We start from the raw sequence: 13736 nt of genomic DNA on the forward strand, positions 1-13736 counted from the left end.
TTATATTATATTTGGAGGGATAATTATGTTTCAAATTGTGAAAGAACCGATAGATGTTTCACGTGTCATCGAAGCTGTTGTGGATCGAAATGCCGGAGCTATCGTTACATTTATCGGAACTGTAAGGGAATTGACAAAAGGAAAAAAAACATTGTATTTAGAATATGAAGCATATGAATCGATGGCTCAAAAAAAACTGGAACAAATCGGAGCTGAAATTAAACAGCAGTTTCCGAATGCTAAGGTTGCCATTGTCCACCGTATCGGACGATTAGAAATTACGGATGCCGCGGTCGTCATCGCCGTATCTACTCCTCACCGCGCTGATGCTTATGAAGCAAACCGTTATGCAATCGAGCGGATTAAAGAAATGGTACCGATATGGAAGAAAGAGCATTGGGAGGATGGCTCATTGTGGATCGGCAATCAGCAAGAAACGATTTCTTATGAAAAAGGCATTCCAAAGGAGATGAAGTCATGATCCGAATTTTATTTTTCGCCCAACTAAAAGAGCAGCTGAATAAAAAGGAGATGACATTGCCATATCAAGAAATAACTGTTAAACAACTCCGCGAACGGTTGGAAAAAGAATATTCACTGCCCGCCCTATCCTCCGTCCTTTTTGCCATCAATGAAGAATTTGCTGCAGAAGATGACATCATTCGGGATGGGGATGTTGTCGCCCTTATTCCGCCGATGAGTGGAGGTTAAAAACATGAAGAAGCTGACTCACTTAAATGAGCAAGGAAGGGCAAAAATGGTAGATATTTCAGAGAAAGAGGAAACAGTCCGTACTGCACATGCCATCTCAAGTATTCTTGTTTCAAAAGAAGTGTATGAAAAAATCACAAGCTCACAGGTCAAAAAAGGAGATGTTCTGTCAGTAGCGCAAGTAGCTGGAATTATGGCCGCCAAACGCACGGCTGACATCATTCCAATGTGCCATCCGATTGCTTTAAAAGCGGTGGATATTCAATTTGAATGGAAATGCGACGAAAACAAATATGAATTAATGATCCATTCATTTGTGAAAACAAAAGGAAGCACAGGGGTTGAAATGGAAGCATTAACTGCTGCGATCGTCTGCGCCTTAACCGTGTATGATATGTGCAAAGCAATCGATAAAGGAATGGTCATCGGCCAAACATATTTAATGGAGAAAACAGGCGGCAAAAGCGGTGACTTCCGCCGTGAACTATAACTTTTATAGGTAATTGATCATTATAGAAAAGAATTTTTAGCTGCAGAAAGAAACTAGTTACCATGAAACCAATCAACTTACTCTGTCTTTAAATAAAAGGACGCCAAGCTGAAAACTACAAGGAAAGAGACACTTTTGAAAAAAGCATGATCATATCAAATGTTTCGCAATCCGGGCTCTTGGAACTGGAAAAATTTCTAAGGAGCCCTGTACATATTTTTCATTCGGCATATAAGAGCTTCTTCATTATCATCGATGAAGGGCTGCATAAGCGTTGTGGACAACGAGCTTGTCGGGGTGTTCTCGTACCGTCCTATAACCGCCTCGTTGCCGTCTGTTTTGATTTATGTCATTCTTTCTGAACGATTCAATCAGCTCTATTTCACAAGTTATTCTATTGTTTTAAGGAAAAAATTTTATCATATCGAGTTGAATGCTTTTGCATCCCGTTTTGCAAAAAAAGGCCAGGGGCTTATGAAGTGTCTAGAGCCCCAAAATTGTTGGATTGCTGAGGCAGCATGAATAAAACGAAAGGTTAAGGACAAATTTTTTTAAGCTCCTCTGATCATTTCTCCAAAGCAGGGAAGAAAACTGCTTCAAGACGCAAAATGTCGATCTTCATTAAGCCCTCATGATCAAAAGGCGTTTTCCTTTCAATAACATTGATTTTCCGCTTCGCAAAAAATTTTACAAAATGCTCCAAATACGTTAAAATTTCATTCAAAAAGCTTTTTTTATTTAAAACAAGAGGTATAAAATTCAAATTTTTTATCTTTTTTCCATTCCTTTGTTCCGACATTAAATGAAATAAAAAATTTTCAGTGGTTTGCTGCACGAAATAAAATAAATAAGAGTGCCAAGCTTTTTATAAAGAGAGAAGTGTTTAATAAGTATAATGGTTTGAATCATTTGCAACTTTATTCATATTCAAAACAGGGGATTTCGCTTTTTATGAAGAAAGGGCTGTTTTACATGTTTCACATCAAAAATTTACGATACAAAGATATTCTTTACATTGACGAGTTGAAAATTGAAGAAAAACAAGTAACGTGCATCATTGGCCAAAGCGGGGGAGGAAAGACAACACTTTTAAAAATGCTCAATCACATGCTGTCGCCAGATCAAGGAGAAATTGTTTATAAAGGCCGGTCATTGTTTGAATGGAATCCAATCGCTTTAAGACGGGAAGTTGTGATGCTTTCACAGCAGCCAGTAATGTTTGAAGGAAATATTCGAGAGAATTTGAATTTCGGCAGAATTTTATCTGAAAAAGAGCCTATTGACGATGAAAAGTTGAAAGAAGCACTAAAATTTGTGTGCTTGCAAAAAAAATTAGAGGATGACGTAGAACAATTGTCCGGCGGAGAAAAACAAAGACTTGCACTAGCCAGAATTTTTCTAATGGATCCAGAAGTTTTTTTATTAGACGAGCCAACCTCTGCGCTAGATAAAGGAACTGAAGAGAAAATCATGGATGCATTCATTCGTTATTCAAAGGAAAAAGAAAAAACGGTTATTATGGTAACACACTCAGATACAATACCAAAAACATATGCAGATAAAGTTATTACGATAAATAAACCAACAGGTGATAATCAATGAAGCAAGAAGTTATCAACATCGAATTTTGGAGGCTCTCGGCAGCATATTTATTTGTTCTTATTTTAATATTGCTTGTAAAAAAACGAGAAATTAAACGTGAAAAATTAATTGTCCTTTCAACTGCCAGGATGACGATTCAACTTGTGCTAGTCGGATACATATTGATGTATATTTTTAAAAATCCTTCACCTTGGATTGTTTTATTGGTGCTTTGTTTCATGGAATCGTTTGCCGTTTATAATATATTTAAACAGCTTCATAAGCCTTTATCGAAAAAATTGAAGCTGGTCATTGTGCTGTCAATGGTTATCGGCTCTCTCGTCAGCCTGTTGTATTTTAATCTAATCGTCATTCATTTTAAGCCTTGGTATGAACCTCAATACTTTATCCCGATTGCCGGAATGTTTATTGGAAATTCAATGATCGGTATAACGCTAGGCATGAAAGAAATGATCGAAAATTTTGCTACCCAAAAGAATCTGATTGAAGGGGCGCTCATGTTAGGTGCTAAACCCGATGCAGCAACAAAACCAATCGTAAACTCTGCATTTGATTCAGCTATTTTGCCGACTATCAATAACATGGTCGGTATGGGGATAGTGTTTTTGCCGGGAATGATGACAGGTCAAATCCTTGCAGGTACAAGCCCTTTAGTTGCAATCGAATATCAAATTGTGATTTTGATCGGTATTGCCGGAAGTGTAGGGATTTCATCTTTTTTATCACTGCAATTCGGCTACAAAACATTTTTTAATGATCGCTTCCAATTTATACCACAAAATGGAAAAGAGAAGTAAAAGAACGGCAAAGAGCGGCAATAATTCATTGATTTTGCCGCTCAAATCATGAGGATGAGGGTATGAGTGGAGTTTTTTAAAAACATAAATATATTATGTAAACTTAGAAGAAGATGAATGAACGGACTTCGGGATATAGAACAAACAAAAATGAAGCGTTAATAAAAATAAATAAATCATAATCCAAAATTAATCATGGAATGAATTTAAACACGCAGCAAATCATAACGAATTTTTAAGATCAATTAATTAAATTGCAATGTAAATTTACAATTTAAAAAGAAATTCATTAAATGCAATTAAAATACAATTTGTTTCATTTTTTTATTTCGTCTCATCACAACAAGTAATCTCTTTAGTGAAACAAGATCCATTTATAACTTCCTATAATATATATTATGTAAACTAAAATTTGAAAAATATAAAGCAGCTATTGACTACTTAACTGCCCTTTCGTTAATTTTATAAAATTCTTCGCTAAATGATTTGTCACGTTTTAACCATGTATAATACGTTCCTAATGTAATTCAAGCAGTTCCACATGCTCGATGAATGCAATAATTTTTTTCGATATTCATCGATAAAAGCTTTTTTTCTTTCTGCAACAGCTTGTTTTATTCTTTTTCATTTCGCATTTTGCAATATTTCTGTATCCAAATTTTGATCCGGGAACACTTCAAATTTGCGTTTTAAGTACAATCCTTTGTCATGAGTCGTAAAATTCCTTAATGGTTTTTCGGCTGCTCATATATAAACGAATATGATTTTCTTTTTTAGTTAAGTTTACTTCAAATCCACATGCTTTTAAATGATTCTCCAATGCAGTTACAATAACTTTTCTATAAATCTCTATCACCAATGCAACAAGCATTTCAAAGGAATCTGAACTAGAAAAAAATTAATTTAAGTTATTATTGTTGATGTATTCACAATATTTATTTAATTATCTGGTTAAGAAAGTGAACATCGTTAAAAAGCAGTTAATTTAACAAACCGATCGACTTGATTTTCTTAGATTTCATGCATTAATATTCAACCCGCAAATTATAACACCGCGTTTTCCTGTAAGAAAATCCGATTAAACGATAATTTAAATTTCCTGGTTCTTTTTGATACAGTTCTTCATATAAGCGCAATGCTTCCACGTACTTTTTTCATGTTTAAGAAAATTCTTACTTTTTACTGCTGTTGCAAAGCTTTAATGGTGTGTATCCTTAATGGTTACTCCTTCAAATTCGAGAATTTCTTTAGGGGGGTTCATTTGTGTCGTGAGTTTATGAAGTTAGAATCTATTTGATTAATGGAATATTGTTGTCTTAACCTTTTTTCTTTTATTCGCAGGATGGTTGAGGTTCTTAACAAAGATTCCTTTCTGCATCTGCTTAGATAATTTATCTAACTTCTCCAAGTTTTCGAATACAGACATGTCCCCTTCAATTGCTTTTCCAAACAACTCTTTTATGATATCCGTTTGGGCATTCTTTTCATAAAGTTCTGCTTGTTTTTCTATTTCAACCTTTATTCTCTCTATATCACGCAAAGACTGCTCTCTTATCCTTTGTATCTCTGCATTCTGCTGCTCTTTTAGTTTTTCTAGCTCCGCCTGTTGTTGTTCTCTTAGCTTCTGTAAATCAACACTGTGTTGTTCTTTCAATTTTTGCAACTCTGCCTGTTGTTGTTCTTTAACAGTTTGTAGTGCACTATTCGCCTGATACCGAGCTCCTAAATATGAAATAAAAGCAGGTACAATCCCAACAACAAGTGGAATTACAATCGATGTTAAAACATCTTTCACGAATTATCACCTACACTTACCTAAATTTTAATTCGAATAGTGTTGAAAATGTTTGAAACTGATAATATGTATACCATCACACACAAATCATGAATTGCTCTAACCTTAGATCCTTTTTTAGCATAAAAATTAACTTGAAAACATTCATTAGAGATTAAATTCGACAAAAACTGCTAAATTCCTCCACCTCCCTCCACCTCCAATGATAAGTTTTTCTTCCTTAGAGTGGTTTAAATGAAAAATGTGATTCTAAACATTGCTATGTATCGCAAATGTTAAGGCCTTGACATCTTGAGCATTCGCCTCATAAGATAAAAAAGCAAAGGCAACTTTAATGAGCATCAACGACATCTGTTTCTGAACTGCCCACAAATTTTTTTCTAGGAGAGGCATGCCCTTCTCCTTATTTTTACATAATCCCTTCGAAAGAAGTTGGAACATGGGTATTCGTTATGAAGTGATTTCCGAAGACGAGATTATTTGTATTAAAGATTTATGCAATGAATTAATGGCCTATCAAAAATCTAAAGCAAGTGATCCATCCGGAGTGGTTTGACGGTATGTGTTTTGAAACGTGAATGATTCCATCGATCGAAAAAGCTAAAGCGAACTACATCATTGTAGCGAAAGATGATGATGAAATTGTTGGATATGCATATAGCAATATTTCTCCAAAAACAATCTATTCCAATAATTTCTCGACTTTGCCGAGTGACGCATTTTTTGATTTTGATTCTGTTCCAACCGATGACGCTGGCTGCCTTTCGCAGTTTTATAAAAAAGAAGGATATCGCAACCATGGAATTGGCAGCGTTTTATTCGAAAAATAGATGGAGTGGTTAAGTTCATTTGAATCAATCAAGGACATATTTATTTTTGTATCAAACGGAAATGACGATGCGTTAAAATTTTATCTCCGAAAAGGTTTAAAATCAGTCATCAAATACTGGATGGGTTTATTACGGTATTAAGGAATACGCGCTAAACATGCTTTCTTTTTCATGATGTTCGTAGAGAGGGGGGAATTTTTTCTCTCTACTATATTCTCGTATAACAGTGCCTTGCCGCTCATGAATGAAGGTGCAGCTGAACGGTTAACTCCGTTCTTTCTCCCACTTAGCTGCGAACGGAAATACTCCCTTGACGCATGTCTACAATCTTGCTTGTGCGCGATAGACAGTCCGATCATTCATCAATAGAAACAGCAGTAATTGAAATTTATAAAACCTTTTCTCTTAGTTTTATAAATGCAGCATTTGCAAAATCTAACTCAGATTGATAATTATTAGGATGAACACCTGTTTTCGGTATAGTTTTCATGATTTCCTTATATCCATCTAGTACATAAATCCGACCGTTTTGGATATCAGATAATGTTTTCTCAAGCTCTTTCTTTTTATAAGCAATATACTGTATATCTTCATCTTTCATTGCCGTTAGTTTTTGAAGCAATATTTCATTGGTATGGCTTTTCTCCAATCCTTCTTTAAGCTTACGAAGCTTATCATGTCTGATTTCGATTTTTTCATCCACTTTTTTCAATATCGGTTCTAACAGATAGAAGGCCGAGTCTTTTAGTTCTTTTTCTTCCTTGCTTGCCAGAGCTTTTTTAATAAAATCTGATGCATAGCGGCTTTGAGATCCAAAAAGTATGGCACCTATGCCTGCTGATAAAATTCCATACTGTGGGCCAAATAGTGCAACACCAAGGGCTGTTCCTGTCATTTTTCCTAAACTTGCAAATGCAATTTTTGCGGTAGAATCAACTAAAATATTTATAACAGCTTGCTCAATTGTAAGGTCATTTCTCCATACTCTCTTTACATTTGAAGCAGTATAAATAATAAACGTAATATAAGGAATCTCAAAATCAGTTAAATCGGCTGCGTGAGAAAGCGTCTGCTTTGTTGTATTGATGACTTCTTCATGTGAAACAGAAGTAACATATACTTGAGGATTCCCCTCGAAATATTTCCCAAGTTCCTCATTAACGTAAACAGGAATATCAGGATATCTCTCTAAGTGTTCTCGTACTCCTTGTGGATTAATTAAATTTTTTACTTGAAATGGTTCCCCATCCACAAGAAGATCATAACCAGCTTGATTAGAAGTAGCAGGAAATTCGACATCATGGCCCCGTGCTTGAAGTTCGCTTCCTATCATTCGCTCTGCTACATACCCTTGTAGTTGTGCCATGTCTCCAGTTAGTGAAGTAGTATCAACTGTTTTGGCAAATTCACTTAAAGAAAAAAGATGGGATAAGTCTTCTTCCCTAGCAAAATCAATCCCTTCTACTGCCAAGGGATCCAGCATGATAAAATCATAGAAAAACTCACCGACACTAATGGTCGAAATAGCTACTGTCTGTTGAATTTGTTTTTTTCCTCCAAATAATAGATTACGTAAACGCAGTTCTTGGGATGACACTGTTGGAGCAACCGAACATGATAATGCCTTTTCATAGTTTTTTTGTCTCCATAAATTCCAAAATTGCTCGTTTTTTATGCCCTTCATCATCGTTCATCTCTTCTTTCTGCTAGTTTAATACAATATGCTCTAATCCATATGTTTCAATTTCCTTGTTTTTTATTTCGTTTCGAATCGTACGTTCCTTTATTCGCAAATTGGATAGTTCTTTATTCTTTTCAGACAACTGAATTTGTAAGGTAGAAATTTGCTGAAGTAATTCTTGTATTTCCAATTGCAAGGAATTGACTTGTCCAAATTGTTCGTTTGCATACTCCAACTTTCCCTGTAAAATAATCTCCACCATTTGCTCAAAGGTTTGATCCATTCTTCTTTTTAAACTAGCAATCTCTAATTGATAGTTACTTGTTTTTAATGCTGTTTTTATGGATCTCCAAAAGCCGGTTGATGAACGTTTTTCAATTTTAATTTGTTCTTCTAAGCCGACGATTTGATTCTGCATTGAATGAAGTTGATTAGTTAATCCTTCTATATAAGGTCGTCCCTTATCATTTTTTAGCTTTTCTTTTAATTTTTCTTTTATTGCAGAAATTTTGTTCTCTTTTTCTTTTTTATCTGCTTCTCTTGCTTTCAATTTTGTATTCAATGCAGAAATCTCTCTATTTAGTTTCCTTTGTTCCTCTTGATTAAGCTTTAATTTATGATATAACTGTTTATAGTTATCAAATTTTGGAATCCATTCATTCGAGATAACAGATAAGTCATGATAAGATATTTCAGGATTTGTTAAATATGGCAAGGAGATCTGCATTAAAACGATTGGAACTAACCGTTTTCGTAATGATTTATTTTGGTGATTAACTAGCAACACTCCCCCGCCTAAAATCAAGGGCAGAATAAATAATGGGTTTGCTAGAAATGCGATTGTTGAAGTAAGTGTGGTATATGCACCAAAAGGCAATGTAATTCCAAAGAAACCCATAAATGCTGCCAACATCGATGTCGCTGTTGTATAAAAAGCAAAACCGCTTACCTCAACAATTGTTGCAAAAAGAATACTTGCACCACTTTGGGCCATTATATTCTTGACTACTTTATTGGATATTTCCTGAACACCTAATTTTTCTTTAATTTTTTCTTGTTGATCTGAAGGAAGTGAGTTCACAAACTCCAATACTTTTTCAGCCAATTGATCCTGTTCGTACTCAGATAAACCTGTTAACTTTAGGTCCAATTCTTTAAACACTTGGTTCATTTGCCAATGTATCATTGCTTCTAACTTGTCTATATCTTTTTCTTTATAGTATTGTTGAAATTCTTTATTCTTTTTCTGAAACTCATTAAAAGCCCAATCCACAATCTCTTGACACTTATCCTCTATTTCTTTTTTTAAATCGTATCTCCCACCTTTTAACTGTGCGATTTTTGTTAATTCTAGAAATAATGACAAACGAATTTCTTCATCTGTTTTAGATAGCAACTTTTTCGCTTCTTCTTCGAGATGTTTTGAAAAATGATTTGATTCATCAGATGATAGTAAGTCCTTAGTCTTAGTGGAAATAAGATTGAAAATATTTGTTTTACAAAGTAAAGCATAAACTAATCGCAAATCATGCCCTGAAAGTTTTGCTAATGCTTGACTTAATATCTGTCCACTCATATTTACCTCCAAGACGATTATTGATAAGCAAGTTTAACCCCAAAAATCAACATAAACTAAAACTAGAAACTCTCAAATAACTCTGTGTTTGGAGTTCCGTTTAATCTAAAGACGACATCTCTACAGTCGATTTTCAGCAAATTTATCTTTAACAGATAGTATTATTCTAAGCGTTTAAGGATTGTATTTCTTTTTCCTTCTGTTCATACTCTAGCTGTAACGTATGCAATTCTTTTCTAATTTGTTCGGTTTCTTCTATAGAAGAGCTATTTTCTAAAAGGGTTTTATAATACTGTTCTTTTTGTTCTAGTAAATCGATCTCTTGCGATAACTGCCGTAATTGTTATTCTTTTTCTTGATAAGCTTGTTGTACTTCATCGTCACAAATTATGTATTGCTCTAACTTTACCAATGTTTATCTACTTTAATCGGTTTTCGATTTAAATATGGTGTCATACTCAACATTGGTACTATCGCTTATTAATTGTTAGCGGCTTATTTCGATAGCTATTTCCCAAAAAATTTCAGAATGTTTATCCATTTCCAAATTAAAGCCTACACCTATTTAATTAATAAGCTTTTTACTTATTATACCATTTTAAAAAGAAATAGACATAAAAAACAAGAAAGACGATACGGTTCTGAAGTATCGTCGTTCGTTAGCTTATTGACCTTTTTAAGTTTTTATGAGCTAAACTATTCTAACTGTGAGCTAAATATGAAAAACCGATACCCGTTTGCAGCGGTTGGAATAATAATCTGTACTTGAGTAAATTTACAAATAAACATAAAAAGAGACATGAACCGATTCTTGGTTAGAATAGATTTGCTACCAAACTACCCAAACAAGGAGGTTCATGTCTCTCGTATGGATAAATTAGCACATCATCAAGACATTTACAATACGTTATCTTCTCTTGGATTGTTTTTTTATTACTTGAAGTCAGTAATGAACCATCTCGTTCATGTCATTGATAGAATGATGACAAAAGGGTTCTCTGGTATACCGGACCGATCTTCACGAGTTGAGTCATCATCCGAGGCCCGAACAACATAAACAATTTTTTGCACAAAGGCGTTTGGGACGAAATACGACTCCTTAAAGCCATACAACAATACGTTCGTAAACAGATTCATCGAGTAGCGAAACAAACGAATGAGCCGGTTTTACTGATGATTGATGATACGATTTGCCAAAAGACAAAGCCCTCGTTACAGGCTAAGTCTCCTATTGAAGGGTGTGATCATCATTTTTCACACACCAAAGGCAAATTCGTATGGGGGCATCAGGAATTAGTAAAATCGCTCTCGCACGCCAAATGATCCAATCGCTCCAAGGAGGGTATCTTTGTTTGCTTTTTGAAGATGGTAATAAATGTAATAAAATTTACTCATCTACAGTAATAATAAAAAAATTAAACCCTTCAGAAGAAATAAATAAAAGAACGGAGGCTCACTAATAGTAACAATGGTATTATATTCAAAAAAATGCCTCCCCTTTTTAATCAATTGATTTTATTTCCTTCACTGTCTCTGCATTCTCTTACATGCATGAAAAGTTTGGAACAGAATTTTACTTATATTAAATATCTACATATAGATACTTAATGACATTTGATAAATGCTTACCACTGTTCATTTCTTGAGCCGGCCATCATTTGATTACTTTCAAGCCTTCCTCTTCATCAGTTTGTTCGGGATTGTTACCTGCATGATTATCACAAATGCTCTTGGTCTATGAATCATACAAAAACTGAATCATACAAAAACTTCTTTATTTAAATTTAACAGTTAAAGTGACTTACACTATGTGATACATAAAGCAACATTTTACAAATAAATTCCATTTCTATATCTATACAATAATCTATATGTTCTGGTAAAATATATCAAGAAAAAACTGGAACATTTGGTATTTACTTTAATATGAGTTGTAGTCATATTTAACTATGTAGCTCTTTACTTGATCGGAATGCTCAACCTTATTACTCAAAGAAAGGAACAGAAAAGTGATTTCGCAAGTACTGATCATTAAAGACGCTCATATATTAATAGTCAAATAAATCGTTCAAAGAGGTGACATCGTGTGGAACTTCCCGGGTGAGGAATAAAGTCGGATGAAACACTAAGAGAAGCTTGTATGCAAGAAGCTTCTTTTTAAAGATAATCAAACAATTGGGGAGTTTCTTCTCTTCTACTCTCATTGCTGATTTGAATCATACGATCATAATCTGCAAACATTTTGTATAAAGCATTCCGACTGTTCTTTGCCTAATCTTAACCTTACTTATGTCGGTTTTTCAGTCTGAACCTATATAAATAAAGAAGAAGATCAAATGACCTTCTTCTTGAATACTTTGGTGATAGATGGGCTTCTTCTGCTATCTTGAACATATTGAAATTGTAGAGCGTGCAAATTTGAAACATTCGAAGAAATGGATTTTATTCCTTCTATCAGTAGAGCATTTTTTACATCATGAGCGTTTATTTTGAACGACGAAATGAACTTTTTATTTGGGAAAGTTTATTTTGTAAGTTTGCGTGATCACGTTTCATTTGACTAAGACGATTCGTTACAACTTTTTTTCCATATCCATGTGGTGCGGAGGCGATTAATATTACATTTTCTTTATAATTGTTCATTTGAGAGACCTCCTAACAGCATTTTGATAAAGTAACAATAAGAATATCCTTTTGATTCAAGTATAGCATTAAATATATTCTCTTGGTAAGCCTTCAGTTTATAATAATCCCACTCTCCTAGCAGGGGCAGATGAAAGCAAAATACATAAGTCTTTACCTTAAACAAGAAATAGCATATTCTTTTTTCCAGTGAATAGTATAGCTTTTCATTATGATTATGATCATTATATGTTTGCACAACGTAAGAAGAAGTATCATCTAATGAAAAGTTCTCAGGAGTTGTTAATCCATCATATTCTTTGCAAATCATCTGGTTATCTCTTTTTTCGTAAAGAGTTACGGCTTTACAGTCCATTAATGCTCCTATAGCTTCTTGTTGGTACTTTGTATTTGTAGAGTAAATATTGCAGCCGACCATCTTAGATCGTAAAAGCGCTAATAGCCTTCTCCAATTTGTAATTTGCCCATTCCGCAATAAACTTATGAATTCAAGTGATAGTTCATAAAAATCCCCGTATAATTCTACATGTTCTAAGCTCCGTTCTATTTCAGAACGAATATTTAAGTATTGAAGGCTTTCTTTGAAAAGAGCTGAAAGATAGCTTTTTATGTTTGAAAGAATTTCGACACCTAATGAGCATTTTTCGAAATATATCCCTTTTTGTTCTGCATCATAAAGAAAGTACCATACATAATTTTCGGCAATATGAGGCTCCTCTTTAATATTTTCGCTTATAAAATTCAACATTGAATCCGGTTCTTTACCGTGTTCGCTTAAATACTGTACTAACGATTGTTTTATTTGAGGTCTGATCGTCCGAAAATAGGTATCAAGAACTATATCGTGAACATACACGATAAGACGTTTATTTTCGTGATATGCACGTAAAAATTCAAGGTGAGTAACAGTTTTCCCTTCATCCTCTAAGAATGTTCCTGCTTTATCCGCGATAAATAGCAGAAAGATATCACTTCTTGATACGTACTCCAAACAAGTTCGGATGGCATCTTGATGAATATATCGCATACTATCTTCAAAGCGAATAGGTTCATGCCCCATATTTTTTAATTCTTCAAATACAGCGTTTCGTATAGAGGAAAGAGCATCTTGTGCAACAGAACTTATAAAAATAGTAGTTCTATCCATATTACAAAACCACCTTACTTTTTAAACAACCTCCCGTGAATCTATTTGATTAATCGAACATTGTTGTCTTAACCTTTTTTCTTTTATTCGCAGGATGGTTGATGTTCTTAACAAAGATTCCTTTCTGTATTTAGCTTACGACAAAAGCTGCTAAATTCCTCCGCTTCCAATGATAAGTTTTTCTTCATAAGAGCGATTAAAAATCACTTCAAATGAGAGAAAGAGCTCCGTAATCTGAACGCTTACCTCTAAATATCGCTTCATTCGAGCATTAAAGATGTAAATTTTAGGGTACCTTGGTACTTTAAACAAACGACTACCTGTTTTAATCCGATAGATATCGAACGCACTTGTTCCAACGGGGAGAAAATACATTCAAATCATATACGAAGGTATATGACCAAGTATGGCGTACCACATAAAATAAGTTTGCTATTAATTCTGCCTTTCACATATTTTCATTT

12 protein-coding genes are annotated in these 13736 nt (G+C 34.2%); 7 read left to right on the top strand and 5 right to left on the bottom strand.

The features are described from left to right. Positions 1-25: 25 nt before the first annotated feature. From NSQ61_RS05895 to NSQ61_RS05915, 5 genes are all read left to right on the top strand, one after another. Positions 26-481 carry a molybdenum cofactor biosynthesis protein MoaE gene (locus NSQ61_RS05895; protein ID WP_130156967.1) on the top strand — a complete coding sequence of 152 codons (456 nt, stop codon included), beginning with the start codon at positions 26-28 and terminating at the stop codon, positions 479-481. Continuing rightward, entirely contained in the window at positions 478-711 is a 234-nt protein-coding gene (gene moaD, locus NSQ61_RS05900) for a molybdopterin converting factor subunit 1 (RefSeq protein ID WP_063387661.1), read from the top strand. Before NSQ61_RS05895 ends, moaD begins: the two co-directional genes overlap by 4 nt. Before the next feature lie 4 nt (positions 712-715). Continuing rightward, positions 716-1201, top strand: coding sequence for a cyclic pyranopterin monophosphate synthase MoaC (gene moaC / locus NSQ61_RS05905; RefSeq protein ID WP_340806279.1), 486 nt, complete (start codon positions 716-718; stop codon positions 1199-1201). A 972-nt stretch (positions 1202-2173) separates the two neighbouring features. After that, positions 2174-2803, top strand: a complete 630-nt coding sequence (locus NSQ61_RS05910; RefSeq protein WP_311067342.1) for an ABC transporter ATP-binding protein — start codon at positions 2174-2176, stop codon at positions 2801-2803. After that, the gene (locus NSQ61_RS05915; protein WP_063387658.1) at positions 2800-3600 is read left to right on the top strand and encodes an ABC transporter permease; all 801 of its coding nucleotides are present in this window, start codon (positions 2800-2802) and stop codon (positions 3598-3600) included. Before NSQ61_RS05910 ends, NSQ61_RS05915 begins: the two co-directional genes overlap by 4 nt. A gap of 1297 nt (positions 3601-4897) precedes the next feature. Here the strand turns inward: NSQ61_RS05915 and NSQ61_RS05920 are convergent. Then, positions 4898-5395 (bottom strand): hypothetical protein, encoded by a 498-nt coding sequence (locus NSQ61_RS05920; RefSeq protein WP_340806281.1) that lies wholly within the window; start codon positions 5393-5395, stop codon positions 4898-4900. Between the two features lie 578 nt (positions 5396-5973). On the opposite strand from NSQ61_RS05920, the gene NSQ61_RS05925 reads away from it, so the two are divergent. Beyond that, positions 5974-6225, top strand: a complete 252-nt coding sequence (locus tag NSQ61_RS05925) for a GNAT family N-acetyltransferase (RefSeq protein WP_242513773.1) — start codon at positions 5974-5976, stop codon at positions 6223-6225. Between the two features lie 388 nt (positions 6226-6613). Here NSQ61_RS05925 and NSQ61_RS05930 read toward each other — a convergent pair whose 3' ends face one another. Both NSQ61_RS05930 and NSQ61_RS05935 read right to left on the bottom strand, forming a co-directional pair. Further along, positions 6614-7912 carry a hypothetical protein gene (locus tag NSQ61_RS05930; protein WP_340806284.1) on the bottom strand — a complete coding sequence of 433 codons (1299 nt, stop codon included), beginning with the start codon at positions 7910-7912 and terminating at the stop codon, positions 6614-6616. 19 nt (positions 7913-7931) lie between these two features. Next, positions 7932-9482, bottom strand: a complete 1551-nt coding sequence (locus NSQ61_RS05935; RefSeq protein WP_340806286.1) for a hypothetical protein — start codon at positions 9480-9482, stop codon at positions 7932-7934. Between the two features lie 868 nt (positions 9483-10350). On the opposite strand from NSQ61_RS05935, the gene NSQ61_RS05940 reads away from it, so the two are divergent. Beyond that, positions 10351-10539, top strand: coding sequence for a hypothetical protein (locus NSQ61_RS05940; RefSeq protein WP_130157692.1), 189 nt, complete (start codon positions 10351-10353; stop codon positions 10537-10539). A gap of 1427 nt (positions 10540-11966) precedes the next feature. Here NSQ61_RS05940 and NSQ61_RS05945 read toward each other — a convergent pair. Beyond that, positions 11967-12125: a hypothetical protein gene (locus tag NSQ61_RS05945; protein WP_311066120.1), complete on the bottom strand. Its 159-nt coding sequence runs from the start codon at positions 12123-12125 to the stop codon at positions 11967-11969. Then, the gene (locus tag NSQ61_RS05950; RefSeq protein WP_144598051.1) at positions 12112-13272 is read right to left on the bottom strand and encodes a DUF4062 domain-containing protein; all 1161 of its coding nucleotides are present in this window, start codon (positions 13270-13272) and stop codon (positions 12112-12114) included. The genes NSQ61_RS05945 and NSQ61_RS05950 overlap by 14 nt, the downstream gene beginning before the upstream one ends. Positions 13273-13736 lie beyond the last annotated feature (464 nt).

Source organism: Aeribacillus sp. FSL K6-1121 (assembly GCF_038003725.1).
In the GTDB taxonomy this organism is placed as follows: domain Bacteria; phylum Bacillota; class Bacilli; order Bacillales; family Aeribacillaceae; genus Aeribacillus; species Aeribacillus composti.

Excerpts from the sequence above, each read along its gene's own strand:
- NSQ61_RS05940 (WP_130157692.1), top strand. The coding sequence starts at position 10,351 with ATGGATAAATTAGCACATCATCAAGACATTTACAATACGTTATCTTCT.
- moaD (WP_063387661.1), top strand. The coding sequence starts at position 478 with ATGATCCGAATTTTATTTTTCGCCCAACTAAAAGAGCAGCTGAATAAA.
- NSQ61_RS05910 (WP_311067342.1), top strand. The coding sequence starts at position 2,174 with ATGTTTCACATCAAAAATTTACGATACAAAGATATTCTTTACATTGAC.
- NSQ61_RS05950 (WP_144598051.1), bottom strand. The coding sequence starts at position 13,272 with ATGGATAGAACTACTATTTTTATAAGTTCTGTTGCACAAGATGCTCTT.
- NSQ61_RS05945 (WP_311066120.1), bottom strand. The coding sequence starts at position 12,125 with ATGAACAATTATAAAGAAAATGTAATATTAATCGCCTCCGCACCACAT.
- NSQ61_RS05935 (WP_340806286.1), bottom strand. The coding sequence starts at position 9,482 with ATGAGTGGACAGATATTAAGTCAAGCATTAGCAAAACTTTCAGGGCAT.
- NSQ61_RS05895 (WP_130156967.1), top strand. The coding sequence starts at position 26 with ATGTTTCAAATTGTGAAAGAACCGATAGATGTTTCACGTGTCATCGAA.
- moaC (WP_340806279.1), top strand. The coding sequence starts at position 716 with ATGAAGAAGCTGACTCACTTAAATGAGCAAGGAAGGGCAAAAATGGTA.
- NSQ61_RS05915 (WP_063387658.1), top strand. The coding sequence starts at position 2,800 with ATGAAGCAAGAAGTTATCAACATCGAATTTTGGAGGCTCTCGGCAGCA.
- NSQ61_RS05930 (WP_340806284.1), bottom strand. The coding sequence starts at position 7,912 with ATGATGAAGGGCATAAAAAACGAGCAATTTTGGAATTTATGGAGACAA.
- NSQ61_RS05925 (WP_242513773.1), top strand. The coding sequence starts at position 5,974 with ATGATTCCATCGATCGAAAAAGCTAAAGCGAACTACATCATTGTAGCG.